Below are 23,435 nucleotides of genomic sequence, written 5' to 3' on the forward strand. Positions count from 1 at the left end.
CCCCGCTCGTTCGGCAGGGGATACGCCGCCCTCTTGGCGCCCGCGACGATCGCCAGGCGTACTGACAGCCCACCTCCAACTACGCGCACCAGCAACCACTGCGGGCCGAATGGGGGACCCCTCATCCACCCCGCCGACACCTGCCGCCGGGGATCGATGACAACGGCACGACCGCCGCCAGCAGACAGCCCGGGCAGCCGCCCGACGCTTGACCACTGCGACCACCCACCCCCGCCTGGCCGCCGCCCCGAAGCTGATCCGTGCGGTGCCTTCGTCGTCGGCGACGTACACCACGGCCTCACCATTCAGGATCACGTCGGGCGGCAGACGCCTGGCGGCACCGCGAGATCCATCCAGAGCGAGGTGACGTCGCGGTCCGTCCTCGACTGCAGCCGGACACCGTCCTCGGTCGGCCACAGCACGGTCCGGTGGCCATCGATCGGCCGGCCACTGCCAGGCAACCGCAACGACTGCAGGACGTGGGAGGAATCCGGCGCCGAAGTCGCCGTCGGCAACACGATGACCGTCGCCGACGGCGGTTATCCGCGCAGCGGCCTCGTCGTGCCCCACCGCCGCCGCAAAGGTCACGACCTCGCCGACCGGAAGCTGAAGCACAACAACTCACACAAGCGGATCCGGGCCCGTGTTGAGCACGCTTTCGCCCGAATGAAGACCTGGAAGATCCTCCGGGACTGCCGTCTCAAAGGCGATGGCGTCCATCACGCCTTGCTCGGCATCGCCCGCCTCCACAACCCGACCCCCGCCGAATAGACGGCTGGATCGTTCAACGACAGTCCCGCCACTGTGCTTTCGACGCGGTCGCCGTCGCTCGTCGCACCCCGGAGGACTGTCTCCAGGTGGCTGACAACATCCTCGAGGTCCGTACCCGTCGCGGAGTGCTCATCAGTTGGTGGTGAGGTAGGTGGTGTAGAAGTCGGTGAGCTTGTCGATGGCGGGGTCGATGTATTCCTTCTTGTCGTAGAGGTCGACGTGGCTGGCGCCCTTGATCCAGTGGATCTCCTTGGGGCCGGTGGCGCGCTGGTGGGCCTCGACGGCCATCCAGGCGGTGACGGCACGTTCGCCGATGATCTGGAGGATCGGGCGGTCGCCGATCAGCGGGACGGCGAAGAAGGCGTCGTGGAAGGCCATCCTGTCGATGCTCTCCCAGGCCAGGAACTTCGCGGAGCGTTCGTGCTCGCCTCGGGGGGTGCAGTAGTACTCGAAACCTTCGATGCCGTGCTCGCCGCCGAGCGCGCGGGCCTGCTCGGCGGTCTCCGGGAACATGGTCATCACGCCGGGGTCCTCGCTGCGTGCGGCGGCGGTACGGGCCTGGGCGGCGGCGTCCAGCAGGGCCTGGAAGACGGCCGGGTCCTGGGTGCCGTCCGCGCCGAGACGGAACTGGCGGGCGGGCTCGGCGGTGGACACGGTGGCCACGGCCTTGACGCGGTGGTCGCCGCCGGTGGCGGCCAGCGAGTAGCTGCCAGAGGCGCAGATGCCCAGCAGGCCGATCCGGTCGGCGTCGACCTCGTCGAGGGTGGTGAGGTAGGACACCGCGGCCTTGAAGTCCTCCACCCGCTGGGCCGGGTCCTCCAGGCCGCGCGGCAGGCCACCGGACTCGCCCTGGTGTGCGGCGTCGAAGGCAAGGGTGACGAAACCGCGCTCGGCCATCCGCTGTGCATACGTGCCGGAGGTCTGTTCCTTCACGCTGGTGCCGGGGTGACCGACCACGAGTGCCGGCCGCGGACCCGGCGTCGGAGCGTCGGGGGTGTAGAGGTGGCCGGCGAGCGGGATGCCGGCGCTGTTGAAGCTGACGGTGGTCTGGGCCATGAGGGACTCTCCGTAAGATGGTGATGACGTGTCGTAACGCACCCGCGTGGCGGACCCGGGGCCCGCACCCTGCCGGGCACACATCCACGTTCCGTCAGCTTCCACACGAGCGGGAGAGCCAGGTTTCTGCCTGGGAAAGAACTTGCCCCCTCAAACATGTGCCGTGGTCCTCGCGGTGCAATGACACTGGAGAGCATGACTTCAGACTCCGACTCCCGGGCGCTGGGCGCCTTCCTCAAGGCACGCCGGGCCCAGCTGACACCGCGGGAATGCGGCCTTCCCGAGACGGACTCCGCCCGCAAAGTCGCCGGACTGCGCCGCGAGGAGGTCGCCCAGCTCGCCGCCATCAGCGTTGATTACTACACACGACTGGAACAGGGCCGCGTCCGGGCATCCGTACCCGTGCTCACCACCCTGGCCCGCGCCCTGCGCCTCGACGACGACCAGCAGAAATACCTCTACGAACTCGCCGGCCGAACCGACGCCCACCCACGCCGCCGCCGACCCGCCCAACGTCTGCGTCCCGCCATGCGACGTCTGCTCGACCAGCTCACCGAAACCCCCGCGCTCGTCCTTGGCAAACGCCTGGACATCCTGGCCTGGAACCCCGCCGCCGTAGCCCTCTACACCGACTTCGCCGCCATCCCGACCCACCGACGCAACTACATGCGGCTGCTGTTCACGAACCCGGTGGTCCGGCAGCTGCACCAGGACTGGGCCCACGACGCCCGGGAAGCCGTCGCCGCGCTGCGCATGGAGGCCGCGGCCGACCCCGACGATCCCGAGCTCGCCCAGCTCGTCGGCGAACTGTCCGTCCAGGACCCCGACTTCCGCAGCTGGTGGGCCGAACACCGCGTCAACAGCGCCAGTTACGGCACCAAGCGCTACCGCCACCACCTGGTGGGCGACCTCACCCTCGACTGCGACACCTGGACCAGCCCCGACGGCTCCGGACAGCGCCTGATGATCCTGACCGCCGAACCCGGCAGCCCCTCCCACGACGCCCTGCGCATCCTCACCTCATGGACCACCCGGCAACCGAGCACCGACCGGACGGAGGACCTGACGCGATGACGGCCTGGAGACCCGAAGATCTCGCCCTTCTCACCGGGTTCGAATCCCTCGTCCTGACCGCCGGGGACGACGGTCACCCCGGCGTGGAGCTCGGTATGGTCCTGGTCCGCGGCGAGCTGTATGTCCGCGCCTACCGAGGGGTCCGGTCCCGCTGGTACCAGGCGGCGCAGAAGCGCAGCCACGGACAGATCCGGGTGGGGACCGTCACCCGCGACGTCCTCCTGGAAACCTGTGATACCAGCCCCGCCTCCGAGATCGACACCGCCTACCGGAACAAGTACGGACAGGCGGCCGGCCCTCTCGCCGCGAGCCCCGCGGCACACGCCGCGACGATACGGATCGACCCGGCGCCCTCGTCGAACGGCGCCACGGACCTGGTCCGCTGACGGAACGAGACCCCGGGCGACTTCAGCGCGCAGCAGCGCACGCTCACCGCCGAGCGGTCCGGCGAGACTGCTTGTCACGAGAGTTCCGCCGCTGCCGTGATCTCCCGTTTCGCCAGTATCGGGCGCATTGAAGGAGAAGGCCCCCGCGAGCCGAATCGTGGTGGCCTGCAGCAGCGGCGCTGACGTGTCAGGTGCCGAAGCCGAGGCCCAAACGGTCGAGGGACCGCAGCCACAGGTCCCGGCGGCCCTTGTTGCGGTCGGCGCGGGCGAGGGACCGCTGGGTGATGCCGATGCCCAGGGAACGGACGGGCTCGGGCGGGAAGGGCAGCGGTTTGCGTCGTATGAGGTCGAGGGCGGTGCGCTCGGTGTGCTCGCCGGCCAGCAGGTCGAGCATCACCTCGGCGCCGAAGCGCGTGGCGCCGACGCCGAGCCCGGTGAAGCCGGCGGTGTAGGCGACCTTGCCGTGGTGGCTGGTGTCGAAAAAGGCACAGAACCGGGTGCTCGCATCGATGGCGCCGCCCCAGGCGTGGCTGAAGCGGATGCCCTCCAACTGGGGGAAGGTCCTGAAGAACTGGCGCGCGAGGGTGGCGAACGTCTTGGGGCGCTGGTCGTGCTCGGAGCGGACGTGGGCACCATAGCGGTATACGACGTCGTAACCGCCCCACAGGATCCGGTTGTCGGCCGAGATCCGGACGTAGTGGAAGTAGTTTGCGGTGCCGGCCCAGCCCTGCCGGTTGCGCCAGCCGACCGAGGCGAGCTGTTGCGCGCTGAGCGGTTCGGTCATGAGCGCGTAGTCGTACACGGGCACGGTGTAGAGGCGGTGCCGGCGGACGAGGGAGGGGTACGCGTTGGTGGCGAGTGCGACGCGGCGGGCGGTGATCCGGCCGTAAGGAGTACGGACGGAGACAAGGGCGCCGTGCTCATCGAGGGCGAGGGCCGGGGTGTGTTCGTGGATTCGGACGCCGAGTTCGAGGCAGGCGCGCTTGAGGCCCCAGGCGAGTCGCGCCGGGTTGACCATGGCGATGTCGTTCTTGTTCCAGACGGCGCCGAGGAAGGTGGGGGAGTTGATCTCGGCACGGACGGCGTCGGTGTCCAGGACGGTGACGGTGGCGCCGTGGCGGGCGGCTGTCTCGGCCTCCTTGGCGAGCCAGCCGACCTGGTGCGGCTCGGTGGCGACGACGAGGGAGCCGGTGCGTTCCCAGTCGCAGTCGATCGAGTGGCGTGCGAGGGTGTCTTCCATGGCTTGGAGGTTCTCCCGGCCGAGGCGCTCGAGGACGCCGATCTCGTCGGGCCAGCGTGCCAGGCCGTTGGCGAGTCCGTGCGTGAGGCTCGACTCGCAGAAGCCGCCGTTGCGGCCCGAGGCGGCGCCGCCGGCCTCGGTGGCCTCGACGAGGACGACGTCGGCGGAGGGGGTGCGTTCCTTGGCGACGAGAGCGGTCCACAGGCCCGTGTAGCCGCCGCCGACGACCAGCAGGTCGCAGCTGGTGCCGCCGACGAGGGCGGGGGTTGCCTGGGGCCGGCGGGGGTCGTCGAGCCAGAACGGAGTGGGATCGGAGTCCTGGAGCGAGAGCAGGGGATCCATGGGGGTCCTTCTGGTGGTGGAGACGTCAGGCGTGCGGTCCTTCGGAGGAGCCGCTGAGGAGAACCGGCCTCCGCCAATACCGTCAATGAATTTGACGTAAGGGTTTGCGTGCACACTGGAGACGCCATCCCGCTTCGTATGCGATCCGTTCGAGCAGGAGGGCGGTGTCTGCGCGCCTACGCGTCAGTGGGAGTGGCCGAGTTGGGCGAGGGCGTGGTCCAGCGTGTCGACGAAGAAGTCGGCCGCGGTGGTGTCGATGCACAAAGGTGGCTTGATCTTCAGGATGTTGAGGTGGTCCCCGGTGGGCTGGACGATCACGCCGAGGTCCAGCATGCGGTCGCAGAGTTCGGCGGTCTCTTCTGTGGCGGGTTCCAGGCTGACGCGGTCCCGGACGAGTTCGAGGCCGAGGTAGAGGCCCGAGCCGTGGACGGCGCCGATGATGCCGTAGCGGTCGGCCAGTGCCTTCATCCGGCGCTTCAGGTGGCCGCCGACGCGCACCGCATTGCCTTGGAGGTCCTCGTCACGCAGGGTGTCCAGGACGGTGAGGCCCACGACGCTGGAGACCGGGCTGCCTCCGGTGGAGGAGAAGAAGTAGCCCTGGTCGCGGTACCGGTCCGCGACCTCCTTGGACGTGATGACGGCGCCGAGGGGGTGTCCGTTGCCCATGGCCTTGGCGACACAGACGATGTCGGGGACGACCTGCTGCTGCTCGAAGCCCCAGAACCAGTGTCCCAGGCGGCCGTACCCGACCTGGACCTCATCGGCGACGGCCAGGCCGCCGTGACGCCGTACCGCCGCGTATACGTCGGCGAGATAGCCGTCGGGAAGGGCGACTCCTCCGGCGTTGCCGTAGTAGGTCTCGCCGATGAATGCTCCTGCCGGGCGGCCGGACGCGGCCAGCTCGTCGATCACGGCGACTGCCTCGGGCCCGTAGCGCACGGCATCCGCCCCACGGTGCCGGCCGCGGTAGGAGTTGGGCGAGTCCACTGTGTGGACCCAGTTCGGACGGGTGGCGAGGGCGTTCGGGTTGTCCTGGAGTGAGGTGGAGACTGCGTCGGAGGCGTACGTCCAGCCGTGGTACGCCTCGCGCAATGCGACGACGTCGTGTCGGCCGGAGGCGCCGATGGCCAGTCGGAGGCCCAGATCCACCGCCTCGGAACCGGAGTTGACGAGGAACACCGTGTCCAGAGGGTCGGGAAGGAGGGCGGCGAGGCGTTCGGTGAACTCCACCACCGAGGCGTAGTGGAAGCGCGAGTTGGTGTTCAGCCGTCGCAGCTGCCGGGAGACCGCCTGTTCGACGCGGGGGTGGGCGTGGCCCAACGGGGTGACGTTGTTGACGATGTCAAGGTACGAGCGGCCGTCGGTGGAGAGGAGATGGTGGCGCCAACCACGCTCGATACGGGGAGGGCTGGTGTAGTAGTGCTCCTGCACGGTCGCGAATACGGCGTCACGCCGGTCGAGCAGGTCGTCCTTCTGCGGCGTAAGGCCGGGGGCAGGGAGACCGAGGAGCGGGGCGGGGTCGGTGGTGAGCGCGAGCCAGCCGGCGGCGTACTCGGGGCGGACCAGGGGAGGGACGGCAGGGCTGTCGGCGTCGCGCAGCGCGATGTGGAAAGAGGTTCCGGAGGAGAGATGGGCGACGTCTTCGCCTGCCTGGACCGTTGCACCGGTGGTGACCATCGGGTGGACCGTGCCGAAGGACAGCGTCAGCACCTGTGGGCCGTGGGCGATCTCCACACGGCCCGGTGCCGCGGCGAGGACCTTCCCCGCGGTGGGGGCCTGCACCACGGTGGCCCGGCCGAGCCACAGGTCGATGCCGGTGGGCACGGTGGCGGCGGAGACGGCTGACAAGGCCGACGCCTGAGTAAGCCGTGTACGGGCGTACCGGGTGGCGACCGCGACCGCTCCGCCCGCGAGCGCGGTGGCGGCCAGCCGGTCCTCGATGCCGGCTTCGAGCCAGGCTCCGTGGTCCATGGAGTCGGCGCCGGTGGACAGGTCGACGAGGGTGATGTCGTCGGCGGCGACGTCCCGCAGGAGAGGGTGCACCGGTGAATCGGCCTGAGCGGGCACGTCGGCCAGGCCGGTCGCGTCCTTGACGAGGTGGATCATCACCGGCAGGGGCAGGTGGGCGGCCTGCTCGAATATGTGCCACTCGCGGTCGAGCGCGGCCTTGGCATAGGCGTTGTCCCCGTCGACGGCGGCCTGGTGCCGCCCGCTGGCGACCAGGACGGCGGCGCGCAGGACCACCAGCGGCCACAACGCCTCCGCCTCCTCCTGGGAGAGCGGCCGAACGGCGTGGAAGGCGCGGACGGCGGCCAGCACGTGATGGGGCTCGACGCCTTCGTGGTGGAGCATCGAGGAGAGCGACACGGCGAGTTCGCCGACCGCCCAGCTCGTGGTCAGGTCGCCGAAGTCGATGACGCCGTCGGGCATCGTCAGGCGGCGGTCGGGGCAGCGGATCAGATTGTCGTCGGTGAGGTCCAGGTGCACGGGCTGCGACGGCAGCACGGCGGCAACCCTCTGGACGCGTGCCCAGGCCTCGGCGGTCGCGGCCTGGACGGCGGCGCGCCGGTCGGGCTCGTCGATGTGCTCTGCGAGCTTGGCGACGACGCGGTCGGCGTGCTGCGGGTCCCACTGGAGAACGCGCTCGAGGCCCGGGTGCCGGAAGTCGCGCAGGGCGGTGCTGACTTTCGCGGCGACAGTGCCCATGGCCGCCATCGTGGCCGGTGACAGGTGCCGGGGTCCCGACAGCGGGCCACCGGGCAGGTAGCGCAGCAGCCGCGCGACGGCCGGCCCGCACCTGGTGTCCACCGTCGTGCGACGCGGGGAGCCGTCAGGGCGGAGCAGGACGGTGGCGATGCGCAGTTCCGGGTGCGCCGAGGCGATCAGGTCGGCGGCGGTGTCCTGGGCTTCGATCTCGATGGCGTCGAAGGCGGGGTTGGCGATCTTCAGAATCGCCACGGGCGTCCCGTCGTCGGTGTGCAGCAGGAAGTTGACGTCCTGCTGGCTTCCCAGCGCCTGCGCGCGAGCGGTGATGCCGAGGTGCTCGGTGGCGATGCGCTCTGCCTCGGCCGGTGTCACCTGTGGTGCGGGAAGTGCGTCTTCAGCGAAGAAGTCGATCGTGCGGTACTCGTTGCGCAGCATGCAGGGTTCCTCGGCTGGTGCGGGCAGGCTGGGTTGGGACGCTCCGATGCCTCAGTCGACGTGCCACAAGAAGCGGTGGGTGTGAATCGCGAAGTAGGGGAAGTTCTCCACGGATGCGACACCCTCGACGGGCCGCACGACGTCGTTGATGAAGTCCAGAAGATCACGAGGCTGACTGCACACGACCTCCGCGAACAGGTCGAAGTTGCCGGCCGTCAGGACCGTGTACACGACTTCGTCGTGTCGGGACAGTTCATCGGCCACCGCCCGGGGATCGCCGTCGACGCGCAGGCCCAGGAGCGCCATCGTCTGCTGGCCCATGGTCATCGGGTCGGTCACTCCGACGACCTGGACCGCCTTGCTGTCGATCAATCGCTGCAGCCGGAGCCTTGCGGCCGAAGGCGACAGCCCCACCTTCGGTCCCAGATCGGCGTAGGGGATGCGACCGTCGACCTGCAGCTCTCGCAGGATGGCCTGGTCGATGTCGTCCATGAAGCACCTCTCTCCTGCGTGACCGGCAGGTCATGCGCTTGTTTCAAGCACAATGCCGGATAGTCACGCTTGAATCAACTGTATTCACGCTCGGATCGAGCGGATCACGTGTTCTGGACTCTCGAGAGTGCTCCTCGGCTCTGTGACGTTTCCGGCCATGGCGGCATCCCGGGCCGGCAGCGGCGGGACATCTGTTCCCGCTGTCGCCGCAGGGACGGCCCTTCCTCTGAGCGCGCGCGGAGATCCGTCGGACTCCGGGCGGAGCGGTGCCGTCCCTGCCGTTGCAGGCGGGTTGCCCGGACGAGGGAAGGGGGGTCTGGTGTGCCGGTCAGGCGTAGGGGTTGAGGACGAGGTAGCCGTCGACGCGGCTGAGTGCGTCCGAGGCGGGGTCGGGCGGGAGCGCGTGGCCGAGGTTTTCGGCACGGACCTCGCTGATCCACTGGTCGTGCTGGTATTCGTGGTTGATCAGTGCGGTCAGCAAGTGGAACCCGACGACGGTCAGTTGGGTGGGGGCACCGACGTTGCCGGCGGCGATGTCGCCGATGCGGGCGTGGACGCGTTCGGCGACGGTGTTCCGGAAGGCGGTGAGCCGCTCGACGGTGGGCAGCGTGCCGCGGAACTTCTCCGGATTCGCCGAGTCCATGAGCCCGTCCAGTTCCGGGTCCGGGCTGGGCTCGGCCGCGGTGAGGTTGCGGATCATGAAGTGGGCGACGTGGGCCTGGTGGCCGAGATGCCAGCCGATGGCACTGGAGTCCTCGTGCGGTCGCCAGGTCACCTCGTCCGGAGTGAGGTCTCTCCACAGGTCATCGGTGTAAGCGCGGGCACGGTCGTACTCGCGGAGTAGGGCTTGGAGTTCGTGCATGACTTCACCTGTCGGTGTTGGGGGAGGAGAAGGAGGAAGTGAGGATGCGTCAGGTGCGAGCGGTCCTCTTCGCCAGGCAGGAACTGTCCGTGTTCGACAGGCGCGTGGGCACGGCTGCGGACTGTGGTGACGAGGGCGATCTCGATCGCACCGCCGACCTACAGGCTGGTGCCCCGCCCGTAGGCGACTTCGTGCTTGGCTTCTTCGGCGTCGTGGCTCGCGCCGACGGGTGCAGCCATGGGGCGCTGGCATGCGCGGCGGGCGCCTCGTGGGCGGGGGCCTGCCCGGACGGTTCCGGGAGGGGTCAGACGGTGTCGTAGAGGCGCACGTCGGGTGCCGCCTTCAGCAGCGGGGACAGACCGCCGACCACATCGCGGGTGAACAGGTCGCTCTCCAGGTACGCCTTCGCGTCGGCCACGCTCCGGAAGCCGTGGAGGACCTGGACGTCCTCGTCGCGGACAAGGAGCTCCTTGCCGGTGGCCCCAGGGATGGTCTCCAGGAACGGCTGCTTGTACTTCTGATACACGCCGACGGCCGCGACGCGGTCGGCCGGGTCAACCTGCAGGGTGATCTCAAGATACGCCATGGTTATGCCTCGCTCGATCGGCAGGGACGGAGTAGCGCGGTAGGTGCCGCAACCCATCTGCCAAGTTAGGCGGTCCTCATGGCGTCCGGTGGAGGATCCCTTTGAATCGGGCTATAAGAAGCGCGTATGGCTAGCGGCGGGCGGCCGCGAGGTTGTCGGCAAGGCGGAGAAGGTCCGCGCCGAGCGGGGAGTCGGCGCTCCAGACTGCTTCGAAGGAGATCTGCACCTCGCGGCCCTCGTCCATCAGGGGCCGGTGGGGCACGTCGGGCGAGGTGAGCTTGGAGCGGGGGACCATGGCCGAGCCCAGGCCCAGCTTCGTCCAGTCCTCCAGGACCTGGTAGCTGGCGGCTTCTCCCGGATACGTGTGCAGGGGCATTTGGCGGGCCTGGAAAAGCTGTGTGGTGAATGTGGTCAGGCCGCAGGTGTCCGGAACGAGGATGAAGCACTCTTTGCCGGCTTCTTCCAGTTCGAGTGGTGCCGCGTCCGCGGAATCGGGGCTGACGACGACGACGGGCTCGACGTCGATGACCCGGTGCTCGAAGCGCGGCATCGCGGTCACGGCCGGGATCAGAATGATGTCGAGTTGGCCGGCCAGCAGACATTCGCGCAGGTCCTGCATGTTTGCCTCGCGTAGCACGAGGTCGCGGGGGGCGGGCAGGTCGCGCACCTTGCTGAACGCCCGCGCGACCAGGTGCGAGCCGATCAGGGGCGAGACGCCCATGCGGATCTTCTGCTCGCCGGGTTCGGTCAGCCGCCTGGCCTCCGCCGCGACGGCGTCGAGCGCGACCAGGGCACGCTCGATCAAAGGCAGGATCCGGGCGCCGAACGCCGTCTGGGTGACCCCGCGCGGCGACCGGTCGAACAGCTTGTCGCCGAGACGTTCCTCCAGCTTGGCGATGCCGTTGGACAGGGCGGGCTGGGTGACACCGTAAGCGCGTGCGGCGGCGCTGAACGACTTGGTCTCGGAGACTGCCTGTGCGTATCGAAGGCCTTCGAGATTCAGGCGATCGATCATAGCCATGCCTTATCGCTCCATTCATTGATGTCCCCTACCGGGCTTGTGTTCCTGTGCCTACGGTGGAGGCCCTGCTGATTCAGCATAACCAGCAGCTATATGCATCTTTGTGTTCGGAATGGAAAGGCACCATGTCAGACACTGCCGTGGCCATGGTCGTGACCGAGGCCCGGGGCCCTCTTAACCCCTCCGTGGTCGAGACGACGCCGCCGACGGGCAAGTGGGTCCGGGTGTCCGTCACGGCGAGCGGTGTGTGCAACGCCGACGTCGGGACGGCCGCAGCCACCGGCGCGGGCACGTCCTTCCCGGTCACCCCGGGACACGAGGTCGCCGGTGTCATCGCCGAGATGGGCGACCGGGTCGAGGGCTGGTCGGTCGGGGAGCGGGTGGCCGTCGGCTGGTTCGGCGGCAGCTGCGGGCACTGCGCGCCCTGCCGGGCGGGTGACGTCGTCCACTGCCCTGAACGCAGGGTTCCCGGCCTGTCCTACCCGGGCGGCTGGGCCCAGAGCATCACCGTGCCCGCCGACGCGCTCGCGCGCATCCCCGACGGACTCGACCTGTTCGACGCCGCCCCGTTCGGCTGCGCCGGCGTGACGACCTTCAATGCCGTCCGCAAGGCCGGCACGCGCGAGGGCGGTCGCGTCGCCGTGTTCGGGCTCGGCGGCCTGGGGCACCTGGCCGTCCAGTTCGCGGCGAAGCTCGGTTACGAGACCATCGCCATCGCCCGGGGCTCCGACCGTGAGAAGCTCGCCCGCGACCTCGGCGCCCACCACTACATCGACAGCAACGCCCAGGCACCCGGAGCCGCTCTGAAGGAACTCGGCGGCGCCGACCTCATCGTCCACACCGCCTCCTCCACCGCCCCCGTGGACGAACTGCTCACCGGGCTGAACACGCACGGACAACTCACCCTCGTCGGCGTCGACGCGGGATCCGTGACCGTACCGGCGGCTCAGCTTGTCATGAACGGCCACACCATCACCGGACACCTGACCGGCAGCGCGCGCGAGACGGAGGAAGCGATGCAGTTCGCCGTCACCAACGGCGTACGGCCGATGATCGAGCGCATGCCGCTGGCGCGGGCCGGTGAAGCTGTGACCCGGCTGCGCTCCGGAGAACCCCGCTTCCGCATCGTCCTGGACACCGCCGACGGCGAGTAGCCACACCCTTCCGCTTCGCCCCGCGCCGCCGTCACGGCGCGGCCCCAGCCCTGCCTTGATGCCACCGGCTCGGCACGCCCCCAGAAGCCGGATGCCCAAACACCACCGACGACAGCGGGGGTTCGGCCTGATCAGAAAGGAAATCACACGTGTCCCACCAGGACAGCCACGACGTGATCGTGGTCGGCGCCGGCGCCTCCGGACTGGCCGCGGCCACCGCTCTGTACACCGCCGGCCGCGACACGGTCTGCCTGGAGGCCCGCGACCGCACCGGCGGACGCCTGCTGTCCGCCCTCACATCGCACCCCGAGCGGGCCCTCGACCTGGGAGCCACCTGGTTCTGGGACGGCGAGCAGCGCGTGCAGACCCTGGCCGCACGCACCGGCATCGAGACCTTCGACCAGCACCTCGCCGGCGACACCCTCCTGCAAGAGACCACCGGCACAAGCCGCCTCACCGGCAACCTGATCGACGCCCCCTCCCGCCGCTTCGCCGCCGGATCCCAGAGCATCACCTCCGCTCTCGCCGCGGCACTGCCCACCGGCATACTGCGGCTGAACACGCCCGTCAGTGCCATCCACCCGGACGGCCGGGGCGGCCTTGCCGTGCTCGCCCCGGCCGGAACCCTGCACGCCGAGCACGTCATCCTGGCCGTCCCGCCGGCCCTGGCAATGGAGCGCATCGACTTCGGCGACACGCTGTCCAGTGACCTCGTGCGTCTTGCCCGGGCCACCCCGGTATGGATGGGGGCCGTCGCCAAGGTCGTCGCCCAGTACCCCTCCGCCTTCTGGCGGGAGGAGGGGCTGGCCGGTGCGGCGCTCAGCAGGACCGGCCCGCTGCAGGAGATACACGACATGTCGGGGCCCGACGGTCGGCCCGCCGCACTCTTCGGATTCGCGCACGCCCGTGCCGTCCGAGCGGGATTCGACAAGGCCGTCACCGCACAGCTCACACAGCTTTTCGGACCGGCCGCGGCCACCCCCGAAGTCCTGCACGTGCAGAACTGGAGCGCCGAGCGGTGGACGTCCCCGTCCACCGTGCAGCACCTTGCCGACTACTCGCTCTTCGGCCACACCCTTTATCAACGGCCCGCGCTGGACGGCCGCCTGCACTGGGCGTCGACCGAGACGGCGGTCGACCATGCCGGACACATCGAAGGCGCCCTCACCGCCGGAATGCGAGCAGCACACGCCGTCCCCTTGAATGCGTGATGTCGCTCCCGGCCCGAGTTCCAGCTGACGTTCGTGGCTGGGCCTGCTGGGTTGAGCCGGTCACCGCTGGTCTCCATTGCAGTGGCGGGAGACCGCCTCGCCATAACAATCCTCGAACGTCAGTTGGCGTACTACGTTGTACTTCGACGATCAAGGAGGAGGCGTGAAACCCTGCGCGGAGTGCGGTGGGTCCATGGACTTGCGAACCTGTGACGACCTGTTCCATGCCTTGCTCGCTTTGGACCACGCACGGCAGGCTCCCTGGGGGCCGTTGCACGGCGTCTCAGTCTCCTGCTTCTTGTTCCAGCATCCCAGTCGGCTTCCCGCCGACGACGGTGCGATGGCTTGGGCGCTCCTGCACGCATATCTCGAAGGCGGGCTCGAGGTAGTGAACCAGCTTGTCGGCCAGGCTCGTCGTGGCAACTCCCATCGCGTGAAGAGCATGCCTTCACGAGTCGTCCGCGACGCGGCGCTGCCGCGCCGGGACGCGCCGCCGTCCCGATTCTCTGTCACGATCGAAGATGTCGCTGTCGACGGGACGTTCCCCGCGGAGGAGTTCGCGGAACGCGTCAACGCCTGGGCTGCCGCCACGGTCGACGCATGGAGCCGCAGCACGTGACCGGAAGACCGTGGGCCCACCGAAGAGCGGGTCCACAGCATGTCTGAGCGGCTGAATGTGAAATGTGTGATGTCGGTCAGCCGTCCATGACCAGGCCGGTGCCGGTGCCGGTGAGACAGCTGTCGACCAGGTCCGGGCGGTACTGGATCTGCTTGAGCCTGTGCTTGACGGACCGGGTGATCTGGCTCAGCCCGGCTGCGGCGAGGTTGCCGATGTCGCGTTTGACCAGTGACCAGATGCCCTCCTGCGGGTGCAGGCCCGGCGCGCGGGTGGGCAGCTGGAAGACCGTGAGCCAGTCGGAGTTCGCGGTGATGAACTCTCGCAGGGGCGGTCAGGTGGATGCGTACGTTGTCCCACGCAAGCACGACCGGGCCGCCGAGCTGGACGCGGGCGCGCCGACATCGGCGCTGCCGCAGCGACAAATGCTCTGCGGGCTTCCCGGTGACGCCCGGACACGAGGTCGCCGGAGTCATCGCCGAGGTCGGCGACCAGGTGACGGGCTGGGAGGTCGGGGAGCGGTTGCCCGCCTCACCCGCGGCAACCGCCGCCTTCGCTTGCGGACCGCCGAAACCTGGCCTTGGCGGGAACGAACTCGCCACCGCCTTCCAACGCCTCTCCGCGCTACCCCGCCCGGCTTCTGATGGCCACATCTCCTGTCCGACCGCGAACCGAAAGCTCCTGGAGACTCCGGCCCTGTGTCGGCACCCCGGCATGCCCACACGACGAAAACGTCACAGCGCCCTACAAGTTGACGACGATCAGCGTCCCGTCACAACCACCGAAACGGCGAGGCTAACGATCCGTGTAGCTGCCCGTTGCTGCTCTTGATGAGTCGGCCAGGTACGGCGCATGGTGATGGTGTAGAAGTTCCTGCCTTCGAGGTGGAAGAAGGGACCTTGGATGAGGCACGTGCCCTTCTTCCGGTGGGTGCTGACGCTCGGCCTGGTACTGATCGGGTGCTCGCTGGGCCTGTACATGAGCGCGCCGGGCTTCCCCGAGTTGAGGCAGATCGACCTGACAGTGCTCGAGGAAAAGCCCGACGGGTCGTGCAGGGTCCGGTGGACGGACCCCTTTGGACACCGCGATCGCGAAGCGCCGTACGTGTGCGATGCCGAACGGGACCCGCTCCTGAAGGCGCCGGTCTACGACATGGATTCCGGCCTCGGCTGGGACACCGGGTTCGTGGTCGCCGAAGGCACGGAGAAAGGAGAGCTCTACTCACTGGAGGAGGACGGTGTGGCCGCCGATGAGTGGATCGGGCTCTCCGACACGCTGGTGATGGTCGGGCTGCTCCTGACGATTGTCGGCCTCGTCGGCGGGAACATCCGCGCACTGGCCCGGGTCGGCGGTGTGAGCCCGGAGATCATCCGCCGGGCGAGACGGCTGAGCCAGGCTGCCGCGCTGGTAGCCCAGGACCACGGGCGGGCCGTGGAAGCGGTGCACGAGGCATGGGCGGCGTGGCACCAGGAGGTGCTGGACAAGGAGCTGAGCCTGACTCCCGTCGCGAGGCTGCAGGAAGCGGCTGCAGGACGCCTTCTGGCCGAGGAGTTGGAGAAGGCAGGTGTCCACAGCGTGCGGGACGTCCTCGACGCCGGGGCGCGGGGCCTGGGGTACTTCGGGGTGGGACGGCGCACGGCCGAAGAGGCGGTTGCCGCCGCCCGACGCATCGCCGATGAAGTGGACGAGGCCGCGGTGGCACGGATCGATCCGCACCGGCCCGAGCCACTGACCACCACGCTGCTCGTCGCCCTGTGGGTGCTGATGGAAGCCGGGCCACGGGCGCGGAACGCGGCGCAAGCGGGCAGAGAACTGGCCGCGCGGCTCGACCCGCTGCTGACCGACGCCGCACCCGCCTCAGAGCGCATGCACATGCTGCGTGCGGGGCCGCAACAGCGCCGACGCGCCCGGTCCGCCGTGGCAGAGCTGTGCCTGATGCTGGACGAAGCCGAACAGGAACGCTTAAGGGAGCAGTTCGCGCAGGCCTCGGTCGACCTGCTGCGCGGGCCGGACAACGATCCGGCCGGACTGTCCGCCTGGGCGGACTTCGAGACGCGGCCCGCGAAGTACTACGGCCTGCTCGCGGACGTCGCAGACCGCACCCTCTCGTCGCCGGGCTGATCCACAACGTGGGCTCGATGTGCAAGCCTTCCGTTCGGTCGGCCGTCGGTAACCGCTGCAGTGCAACGCAGGGATGTTGTGTTGCGCCCCACGTCTGGCCCCCGCAGGCGAGCAGGTGCTGCTGGCGGCACTGTCGCGTCTGCTGCCCATGCAGCGCTGAGGCAGCTTCTTCGTCACCCCGGCGACGCTGCTCCGTTGGCACCGCGAGCTGATCGCCGACAGGTGGACCTATCCCCACAAGAGGCCCGGTCGGCCGCTGATACTGCAGGACGAGCGGGAGTTGATCCTGCGGCCTCGCGCCCCCCGCCAATCGCTCCGCCAACGACCTCCCCAGGCCGTAGAGTCCGGCCGGACAGCGCCGTAATCCCGCTCTGCGGCCGCATCCGCCGCTCCCGACTACCCGGCGGCCTCAGCAATGAGTACCAACGTGCGGCCTGACCACGCCATGCGAACACCCTGGTCAGCCCGGCGACACGGCACGAGCCGGGCCCACAGGAGCAGGGCGGGCGCACAGGATCCCCGCGGGCACATCCGAGGCTCGGAGGTACTGCTGGGCGGCGCTCCACGCGCCGCCCAACCCGACGAGTCCGAGCAGGATCCCGAAGTAGTTGAGCGGCAGTGCCGTGCGCGGCGGACTTGCGCCGGCCGTCACACGCCGGGCTCCGTTCCGGTCGCGAGGACCATCCGGAAGCGCGCGTCGCCGGCCATCATCTTCGCGTACGCCTCCCCGGCCCGCTCCAACGGAACGGTCTCGATCATCGGCTGGACGTCGTGTGCGCGGGCGAACGCGACGTTGTCCTCGTTGTCGCTCGGAGTGCCGGTCAGCGAGCCGACGATCGAGCGTGCACCCATGATGAGGGCCGGGGTCAGGACCTCGACCGGATCCATCGCCACGCCGACGACCACGAGTTGGCCACGGACAGCGAGCCCCGCGACCAGCGGTGACATGGAGCCGCCGTGGCTGGCGGTGGCGAGGATGACCTTGGCGCCCCCGAGTGCCTGCAGTGCATGCGCCGGGTCGGCCTCGGTGGAGTCGATGTAGTGGTGTGCGCCGAGTTCGAGGGCAAGCTCCTTCTTGCCCTGTCCGCGGGCGATCGCGGCCACCCGGAATCCCATCGCGCGGGCGTACTGGATGCCGAGGTGTCCGAGGCCGCCGATGCCCTGGACGGCGACCAGGTCGCCGGCGCGCGCGGCCGATGTCCGAAGGGCGTGGTGGACGGTGAGGCCCGCGCACATCAGCGGGGCCAGTTCGGCGGCGGGTGCGTCCTCGGGCACGGCAACGAGACCCGAGGTGCGCGCGGTGACGTACTCGGCGTAGCCGCCGTCCTGGCTGTCGCCCAGCACGGGCTGGTCGGTGCAGTGGACGAAGTCTCCGTGCCGGCACATCTCGCACACTCCGCAGTGCCCGCCGAGGTAGCCGAGCCCGACCCGCTGCCCGACGTGCCAACCGGACACATCGTCACCGACAGCATCGATACGGCCTACGACCTCGTGCCCGGGCACGACGGGCACGCCCGCCGGCCGCTTGCCGGTCAGGTTCACGATCCCGGCCACGTCGCTGTGGCAGACTCCGCACGCCTCGACGGCGACCCGGACCTCTCCCGTACCCGGGTGCCTGAGCTCCCGCTCGACGAGGGTGAACCCACCCTCAGTGGTCGCCTCGACGGCGCGATAGGTGCTCATGTCTTGCTCCATCTTCGTTCTCGATTTCAAAATGACCGGTCATCTTACTGGGCGGACCGCCGGACCCTCACCGGCGCGGCGTCGGTTTCCCGCTCGATTCAGCGGAGCAGGTCGCCGAACACGACCGTGAAGAACTCGGCGAAACCCTTGTCGTGTCGATCGACGCGTGCGCTGATCAGCGTGCCTTCCCAGGCGTTCAGGACGAATCCGGCGAGCAGGTCGGCATCCGCCTCCGCGCGTACCGTGCCCTCCTGCTGCGCCTGATCGATGACCTCGGCGATGGCCGCCCGCCACCGCCCGAGGCCTGCGGCGAGGGTGGCCCGGATTGCCTCATGGTGGTCGGCTGCCTCGGCGCCGAAATTGCCGAGCAGGCATCCCCGGCGGATCCCGAAGCTGACCACTTCGTCCCGCAGGGACTCGAAGTGAGCGCGCAGCCGGTCCAGCGCCGGTGTACCCGGTCGCGTCAGCTCGGAAAGACGTCGCGCAGCCCCGTAGCGCTGGATCGCCTCGACGGCGATCTCCTCCTTGCTCGCGAAGTGGTTGTAGAGCGAGCCCTTCGGCACGCCGGCCGCGTCGGTGATGTCCTTCACGCCGGTGCCGTGGAAGCCCCGCGCATGGAACGTCGTGACCGCCGCGTCGATGATCTCTTCGCGCATGCTGACCCGTGGCATGGACCCTCCTGAAAATGACCGGTCGCTTTAAAGGTAACAGAGGGAGAGATTCGACGGCGAGCGCGGTCCGCCGAAGCGAAGCGGGAGCGGCGGCTCGCGCTCCTCGCGGCCGCAACCGAGCTCGGCCTGGCGCACGGTGTGTGCGAGGTGACGCTCACCGCGGTCACCACGCACGTCGGGCTGGACCTCTCCGCGCTGCGCCGCTATTTCGAGTCGCGTGAAGAGCTGCTCCTCGAGCTGGCCGAGCTCGGTTGGGGCGAGTGGCGCGCCGGTCTCCTCGACGCCCTGGCCGAGGCCTCGCCGCGGACCGCCACCGAGGTCGCCCAGGCGGTCGCGGCCTCGCTGGAGCGGCTGCCGCTGTTCTGCGATCTGCTCACCCACGTCGTGCTCAGCCTCGAAGGCGCGGTACGCCTCGACCGGGCACGCCGCTACAAGGCTGCGGCCACCCAGACGTACGACGAGATGGCCGACGCGCTGGTGGCGACCGAAGCAGGGCTCGACACCGACGGGGCGCGCATCGTGCTCACGGTCGCCATGAGCGTCGGCGCCTACCTCTACCAGGAAGGCGGTCGCGATCGTCGCAGGGCCATGCCTTAGCACCGCGCGCGGAGCGCATTGACCAGCTGTCTTCTGCGCGCACCCTGTCGTACACCGTCGCCCCGTCCTGGAGGCACGCACCGAACGTCAGGACTTCACGCGCCGCTGCCGCGCGACGGCCTCGGGACGCGCGCGATACGCCTGGGCTGTCGTGGCTTCTGCCTCGGCGGCGTCACGGCAGCGGTGGATGCTTGCGGTAGTCGCCGGGAGGCTTTCCCAGGACGCGTTTGAAGGCGACGCTGAGGGCGCTCTCGGATCCGTATCCGACGGCGTGGGCGATGGAGGCGAGTGTGGCGCCGCCTTCCCTCAGCTGCCGGGCCGCGAGCTCGATGCGCCATCGCGTGAGGTATTCCAGCGGCCCCTGGCCGACCGTGGCCTTGAAGCGAGCAGCCAGCGTGGACCGGGACACCGCGCAGGCGCGGGCCAGTTCGGCCACGGTCCACGCCCGCGCCGGGTCCTGGTGCAGGGCGGCCAGCGCTGTGGCGACCAGGGGATCGGCGAGGCCGGCCAGCCAACCCGACACGGCGTGCGGCTCGCGCGCGAGATGCAGACGCAGGACGTGGACGAGCATGACGACGGCGAGATGCTCCGCCACCAGGGTGGAGGCCAACTGCCGGTGGGTCAGCTCCTGGTCGATCGCGGAGAGCGCCCACTGCATCGTCTCCGCATGCCGGGTGCCGGCCGGGATGTGGATCACCGGGGGCAGTCGGTCCAACAGCAGTTCCTGGGCGCGGGCCCCGAAGGAGAAGCGGCCCCCGACCAGGAACGTGTCGTCGCCCTCTCCGGCCCGGGCAACACCGTCCTCCGTCCGGGCGAACAGCGGCGCGGCAGGGACGGGCACGGCCTCCGGATCACTGAGCAGGGTGAACGGGCGCCGATGTGCGAGGAGGTAGCAGTCGCCCTCCGCCAGTTCGACCGGCGCGTCGACCCCGTCGACCTCCAGCAGGCAGGAGCCGCGCCGTACCGCGTTGAACTTGACGCCCTGAGGGGCCTCGAACCGTACGGCCCACCGTCCTCCCGCCACCAGGCCCGCGGACAGGTGACCGCGCGTCTCCAGCAGGGCCAGCACATCTTCGAGAGGATCCACGCCACCCCTTCGGACGTTCACTAAAGAATTGGGGACTATCAACTATAGCTCGTCCGATGCGGTCGCCGTAGCGTGGCCGCATGCCGACAAACATTCCTACTGACACGCCCTCGCTCTCGCCTTCGCCTGCGCGCTCCACCACGCAGCTCGACTCCGCCATCCTGACCACGCCCTTCACCTCCCGCGCCCGCGCGGAGGAGGTGATCGAGGGTGTCGACCTCGCCGGCCGGCGCGCCGTGGTCACCGGCGGCGCCTCGGGGATCGGCGCCGAGACCGTCCGGGCCCTGGCCGCCACCGGCGTGGAGGTCACGATCGCCACACGCCGCCCGGAGTCCGCGGACCCACTTGTCCGGGAGATGGCCGCCCTCCGTTGCGCGGGCCGGGTCGGCGCGGCGGCCCTCGATCTGTCCGATCCGGCCTCGGTCGACGCCTTCGTACGGGCGTGGGCCGGGCCGCTCGACATCCTCGTCGCGAACGCCGGGATCATGGCCCTCCCCACGCGCACGCTCACCCCGGGCGGCTGGGAGATGCAGCTGGCCACCAACCATCTGGGCCACTTCGCACTCGCCACCGGCCTGCACGCCGCTCTGCGGGCCTCCGGCTCGGCGCGCGTCGTGGTCGTCAGCTCCGGTGCCCACCGGAGCGCGCCCTTCGACTTCGAGGATCCTCACTTCGAGCGCCGTCCGTACGACGCCTGGACGGCCTACGGGCAGTCCAAGTCGGCCGGCGTCCTGTTCACGGTCGGAGCCCGGCGCTGGGCTGCCGACGGAATCACCGTCAACGCGCTGAACCCCGGTTACATCCTGACCCGCCTGCAGCGGCACCTCGACGACGACACCATGCGCGCGTTCGGGGTGATGGACGGCGAGGGGAACTTGACGCCGCCGCCGTTCTACAAGACCCCGGCCCAGGGAGCCGCCACCTCTGTCCTGCTGGCCGCCTCACCCCTGCTTGACGGCATCACCGGCCGCTACTTCGAGGACAACCAGGAGGCGCGGGTCGTCCAGGGCGACGAGGATCGCCCCGGAGGCGTGGCCGCCCACGCCCTCGACCCCGAGGCGGCCGATCGGCTATGGGAGTACGCCACCGCCGCGAACCGTACCGCTTGACCGGCCTTTCGGACACGGCGGCTTTCCGGTCGGCTGTGGGACCAACGCCGCGTCCACGGCGAGCTGCCAGGGCCGGGTGGTGTCGATCTTGTGACGGTGCCCGGCGACTGGGGATCACTCGTTTCGGTGGGCAGCGCGGTCTCGGTTCCTGAGCGCGAGCCGCTGTCCGTGCACATCGGGGCCGGGTACCGCTGGTTCGGCTTGCCCTGGGGGCAGCTTCGCTACAAGGGCTTCCGGTCGCCTTGTGATCGCACGCACTGGACGACGCTCCTCGGGCAAACCTTGCCGGTCACAGCACCGGCAAGGCCGCGCGAGAAAGGCGAAGCGCGGGCGGACTCCGAGGTCAGGCGCCCGCCTCAGGGTTCGCCGCGTACGGGGCGATCTCGACACGCACTCCACGGGCCTCGAAGGCGCGGATCTGAGCGTCGGGCGCCGATGTGTCCGTGACCAGGGTCCACTCCTTCCTGAGCGTCGCCCACGCGTGGAACGGCGCACGCCCCAACTTGGCGCCGTGGGCCAGCACGTAGACCCGGTCGGCGCGGCGTGACATCAGCTCCTTGAGGCGGGTCTGGCGCAGGTCCGCCTCGCAGATGCCGCGGTCGACGGTGACGCCGTCGGCGCCGAGGAAGACCCGGTCGAAGGACATGTGCTCGAGCGCGGCCTCCGTGAGCGGGCCGACGAAGCCCTGGCTGAGCGGGCGGAGCGTGCCACCGAGGCACTCGACGTGCACGCCCTCTGCGTCCGCCAGGGCGTGCAGGGCGGTCAGGCCCGTCGTCGCGATCGTCAACTCCTTTGCACCGCAGAGTTCGTGGGCCAGTGCTCCCACCGTCGTACCGGCGTCGAGGAGTAGCGTCTCGCCCGGCTCGACCTGCCGCGCCGCCCACTGCGCGATGGCCCGCTTCTCCTCGTACGCCTCGCCCGTTCGCTGCCGCAGCGACGCCTCGGGGTGCGCGGACAGCGCCATTGCGCCGCCGTAGGTGCGTGCGAGGCGGCCCTCCGTGGTGAGACGAGCGAGGTCGCGGCGGATGGTTGAGGGGGTGACGTCGAAGAGCTGCGAGAGTTCCTCGACGCTGGCGAGGCCGGTGGTGGTGGCGAGGTGGACGATGCGGTCGCGTCGTGCCTGGGAGGTGGTCGGCGGCATCTACGGAGTCCTCTACGGTAACGGCGGTGCAGGGGAAAGCGGTTCAGGCCACCGGGGCGGCCGGTGCCGTAGCCATCTCGGCCGCCTGGCGCAGCGCCTCGACCATGCTACCGGCCTCCGCCGTGCCCGTTCCGGCGATGTCGAATGCGGTGCCGTGGTCGACGGAGGTGCGGATGACGGGCAGTCCCACGGTGAGGTTGACCCCCGCCTCGATGCCCAGGACCTTGACCGGGCCGTGGCCCTGGTCGTGGTACATCGCCACGATCAGGTCGTAGTCGCCGCGTGAAGCGAGGAAGAAGGCGGTGTCGGCGGGGAGCGGACCCCGGGCGTCGACGCCCTCGGCGCGCAGCTTCTCCAGGGCCGGGACGATCTTCTCGTCCTCCTCGCCGTAGCCGAACAGGCCGTTCTCGCCCGCGTGCGGATTGATGCCGCAGACACCGATGACGGGGTTCGGGGTGCCGGCGCGGACGATCGCCTCGTGGCCACGGCGCACTGTGCGCTCGACGAGGCCCGGCTCGATGCGGTTGACGGCGTCGATCAGGCCGATGTGAGTGGTGACGTGGATAACCTTCACCTTCTCGGTGGAGAGCATCATCGAGACCTCCTCGGTCCCGGTCAGGTGGGCGAGGAGTTCGGTGTGGCCGGGGTAGATGTGGCCTGCGGCGTGCAGGGCCTCCTTATTGAGAGGTGCGGTGCAGATGGCGTGCACCTCGCCTGCCACGGCGAGTTCGGCGGCACGCTCGATGTACGCGTACGCGGCGTTGCCCGCGACCGGCGACAGCTTGCCCCAGGGAAGGCCGGCGGGGAGCAGGCCGAGGTCGACCACGTTGACGCGGCCGGGTGCGAACTCGGCGTCGCGCGGGTGGTCGACGGCAGCGATCTCGCAGTCCAGACCGAGGATCCGGGCGGCGACGCGCAGCCGCTGCGCGTCGCCGATGACGACGGGGTGGCAGCGGGACAGGACGGCGTCGTCGAGCAGGGCCGCGACGACGACCTCGGGGCCGACGCCGGCACCGTCGCCCATGGTGACGGCGATGAGGGGGAGGGGGGTGCGCATGAGAACAACTCCTAGGC

General features: G+C 69.7%; 22 protein-coding genes and 1 pseudogene. 10 read left to right on the plus strand and 13 right to left on the minus strand.

Translation table 11 applies throughout. From position 1 onward, the window contains the following. Positions 1 to 438: 438 nt before the first annotated feature. Positions 439 to 771, plus strand: a pseudogene (locus ACFU8W_RS36370) (transposase family protein); the annotation flags it as partial. A gap of 132 nt (positions 772 to 903) precedes the next feature. Here ACFU8W_RS36370 and ACFU8W_RS36375 read toward each other — a convergent pair. Continuing rightward, complete coding sequence (locus tag ACFU8W_RS36375) at positions 904 to 1,827, minus strand: alpha/beta hydrolase (RefSeq protein ID WP_384046817.1); 924 nt, start codon at positions 1,825 to 1,827, stop codon at positions 904 to 906. A gap of 195 nt (positions 1,828 to 2,022) precedes the next feature. Here ACFU8W_RS36375 and ACFU8W_RS36380 point away from each other — a divergent pair, with 195 nt between their 5' ends. Both ACFU8W_RS36380 and ACFU8W_RS36385 read left to right on the plus strand, forming a co-directional pair. Continuing rightward, the gene (locus tag ACFU8W_RS36380; protein WP_384046820.1) at positions 2,023 to 2,901 is read left to right on the plus strand and encodes a helix-turn-helix domain-containing protein; all 879 of its coding nucleotides are present in this window, start codon (positions 2,023 to 2,025) and stop codon (positions 2,899 to 2,901) included. Beyond that, complete coding sequence (locus tag ACFU8W_RS36385) at positions 2,898 to 3,287, plus strand: DUF2255 family protein (protein WP_384046823.1); 390 nt, start codon at positions 2,898 to 2,900, stop codon at positions 3,285 to 3,287. Before ACFU8W_RS36380 ends, ACFU8W_RS36385 begins: the two co-directional genes overlap by 4 nt. 187 nt (positions 3,288 to 3,474) lie before the next feature. Here ACFU8W_RS36385 and ACFU8W_RS36390 read toward each other — a convergent pair whose 3' ends face one another. The 6 genes from ACFU8W_RS36390 to ACFU8W_RS36415 all read right to left on the minus strand — a co-directional run bounded on the left by ACFU8W_RS36390 (position 3,475) and on the right by ACFU8W_RS36415 (position 10,971). Beyond that, positions 3,475 to 4,869, minus strand: coding sequence for an NAD(P)/FAD-dependent oxidoreductase (locus ACFU8W_RS36390; RefSeq protein WP_384046826.1), 1,395 nt, complete (start codon positions 4,867 to 4,869; stop codon positions 3,475 to 3,477). 183 nt (positions 4,870 to 5,052) lie between these two features. Continuing rightward, positions 5,053 to 8,010 carry an aminotransferase gene (locus tag ACFU8W_RS36395; protein ID WP_384046828.1) on the minus strand — a complete coding sequence of 986 codons (2,958 nt, stop codon included), beginning with the start codon at positions 8,008 to 8,010 and terminating at the stop codon, positions 5,053 to 5,055. Between the two features lie 51 nt (positions 8,011 to 8,061). After that, positions 8,062 to 8,502: an Lrp/AsnC family transcriptional regulator gene (locus ACFU8W_RS36400; RefSeq protein WP_384046832.1), complete on the minus strand. Its 441-nt coding sequence runs from the start codon at positions 8,500 to 8,502 to the stop codon at positions 8,062 to 8,064. Between the two features lie 328 nt (positions 8,503 to 8,830). Then, positions 8,831 to 9,364: a DinB family protein gene (locus ACFU8W_RS36405; protein ID WP_384046835.1), complete on the minus strand. Its 534-nt coding sequence runs from the start codon at positions 9,362 to 9,364 to the stop codon at positions 8,831 to 8,833. A 304-nt stretch (positions 9,365 to 9,668) separates the two neighbouring features. Further along, on the minus strand, positions 9,669 to 9,950 hold the full coding sequence (locus tag ACFU8W_RS36410; RefSeq protein WP_384046838.1) for a hypothetical protein: 282 nt from the start codon (positions 9,948 to 9,950) through the stop codon (positions 9,669 to 9,671). A gap of 130 nt (positions 9,951 to 10,080) precedes the next feature. Then, the gene (locus ACFU8W_RS36415; RefSeq protein WP_384046840.1) at positions 10,081 to 10,971 is read right to left on the minus strand and encodes a LysR family transcriptional regulator; all 891 of its coding nucleotides are present in this window, start codon (positions 10,969 to 10,971) and stop codon (positions 10,081 to 10,083) included. 125 nt (positions 10,972 to 11,096) lie between these two features. Between ACFU8W_RS36415 and ACFU8W_RS36420 the strand changes: the two genes are divergently transcribed. The 5 genes from ACFU8W_RS36420 to ACFU8W_RS36440 all read left to right on the plus strand — a co-directional run bounded on the left by ACFU8W_RS36420 (position 11,097) and on the right by ACFU8W_RS36440 (position 16,073). Next, positions 11,097 to 12,125 carry an alcohol dehydrogenase catalytic domain-containing protein gene (locus tag ACFU8W_RS36420; protein ID WP_384046843.1) on the plus strand — a complete coding sequence of 343 codons (1,029 nt, stop codon included), beginning with the start codon at positions 11,097 to 11,099 and terminating at the stop codon, positions 12,123 to 12,125. A 149-nt stretch (positions 12,126 to 12,274) separates the two neighbouring features. Beyond that, positions 12,275 to 13,336 (plus strand): flavin monoamine oxidase family protein, encoded by a 1,062-nt coding sequence (locus ACFU8W_RS36425; protein WP_384046846.1) that lies wholly within the window; start codon positions 12,275 to 12,277, stop codon positions 13,334 to 13,336. 163 nt (positions 13,337 to 13,499) lie between these two features. Next, positions 13,500 to 13,955, plus strand: coding sequence for a DUF5946 family protein (locus ACFU8W_RS36430; protein WP_384046849.1), 456 nt, complete (start codon positions 13,500 to 13,502; stop codon positions 13,953 to 13,955). Between the two features lie 339 nt (positions 13,956 to 14,294). Then, positions 14,295 to 14,783, plus strand: coding sequence for an alcohol dehydrogenase catalytic domain-containing protein (locus tag ACFU8W_RS36435; RefSeq protein ID WP_384046852.1), 489 nt, complete (start codon positions 14,295 to 14,297; stop codon positions 14,781 to 14,783). A 72-nt stretch (positions 14,784 to 14,855) separates the two neighbouring features. After that, positions 14,856 to 16,073: a hypothetical protein gene (locus ACFU8W_RS36440; protein ID WP_384046856.1), complete on the plus strand. Its 1,218-nt coding sequence runs from the start codon at positions 14,856 to 14,858 to the stop codon at positions 16,071 to 16,073. 460 nt (positions 16,074 to 16,533) lie between these two features. On the opposite strand, the gene ACFU8W_RS36445 is transcribed toward ACFU8W_RS36440, so the two are convergent. The 3 genes from ACFU8W_RS36445 to ACFU8W_RS36455 all read right to left on the minus strand — a co-directional run bounded on the left by ACFU8W_RS36445 (position 16,534) and on the right by ACFU8W_RS36455 (position 18,427). After that, complete coding sequence (locus ACFU8W_RS36445) at positions 16,534 to 16,725, minus strand: hypothetical protein (RefSeq protein ID WP_384046859.1); 192 nt, start codon at positions 16,723 to 16,725, stop codon at positions 16,534 to 16,536. After that, positions 16,722 to 17,756 (minus strand): alcohol dehydrogenase catalytic domain-containing protein, encoded by a 1,035-nt coding sequence (locus tag ACFU8W_RS36450; RefSeq protein WP_384046862.1) that lies wholly within the window; start codon positions 17,754 to 17,756, stop codon positions 16,722 to 16,724. Before ACFU8W_RS36450 ends, ACFU8W_RS36445 begins: the two co-directional genes overlap by 4 nt. A 98-nt stretch (positions 17,757 to 17,854) precedes the next feature. Beyond that, on the minus strand, positions 17,855 to 18,427 hold the full coding sequence (locus tag ACFU8W_RS36455; protein WP_384046865.1) for a TetR family transcriptional regulator C-terminal domain-containing protein: 573 nt from the start codon (positions 18,425 to 18,427) through the stop codon (positions 17,855 to 17,857). 147 nt (positions 18,428 to 18,574) lie between these two features. On the opposite strand from ACFU8W_RS36455, the gene ACFU8W_RS36460 reads away from it, so the two are divergent. Beyond that, entirely contained in the window at positions 18,575 to 19,024 is a 450-nt protein-coding gene (locus tag ACFU8W_RS36460; RefSeq protein WP_384046868.1) for a hypothetical protein, read from the plus strand. Positions 19,025 to 19,196: 172 nt separating this feature from the next. On the opposite strand, the gene ACFU8W_RS36465 is transcribed toward ACFU8W_RS36460, so the two are convergent. Further along, the gene (locus ACFU8W_RS36465) at positions 19,197 to 20,111 is read right to left on the minus strand and encodes an AraC family transcriptional regulator (RefSeq protein ID WP_384046871.1); all 915 of its coding nucleotides are present in this window, start codon (positions 20,109 to 20,111) and stop codon (positions 19,197 to 19,199) included. Between the two features lie 80 nt (positions 20,112 to 20,191). Between ACFU8W_RS36465 and ACFU8W_RS36470 the strand changes: the two genes are divergently transcribed. Continuing rightward, complete coding sequence (locus ACFU8W_RS36470; RefSeq protein WP_384046874.1) at positions 20,192 to 21,220, plus strand: SDR family NAD(P)-dependent oxidoreductase; 1,029 nt, start codon at positions 20,192 to 20,194, stop codon at positions 21,218 to 21,220. Positions 21,221 to 21,563: 343 nt separating this feature from the next. On the opposite strand, the gene ACFU8W_RS36475 is transcribed toward ACFU8W_RS36470, so the two are convergent. Both ACFU8W_RS36475 and pdxA read right to left on the minus strand, forming a co-directional pair. Beyond that, complete coding sequence (locus tag ACFU8W_RS36475; protein WP_384046877.1) at positions 21,564 to 22,361, minus strand: DeoR/GlpR family DNA-binding transcription regulator; 798 nt, start codon at positions 22,359 to 22,361, stop codon at positions 21,564 to 21,566. A 43-nt stretch (positions 22,362 to 22,404) separates the two neighbouring features. Continuing rightward, positions 22,405 to 23,418: a 4-hydroxythreonine-4-phosphate dehydrogenase PdxA gene (gene pdxA / locus ACFU8W_RS36480; RefSeq protein ID WP_384046881.1), complete on the minus strand. Its 1,014-nt coding sequence runs from the start codon at positions 23,416 to 23,418 to the stop codon at positions 22,405 to 22,407. Positions 23,419 to 23,435 lie beyond the last annotated feature (17 nt).

The sequence above is a fragment of the Streptomyces sp. NPDC057565 genome, assembly GCF_042801455.1.
GTDB lineage: Bacteria > Actinomycetota > Actinomycetes > Streptomycetales > Streptomycetaceae > Streptomyces > Streptomyces yanii.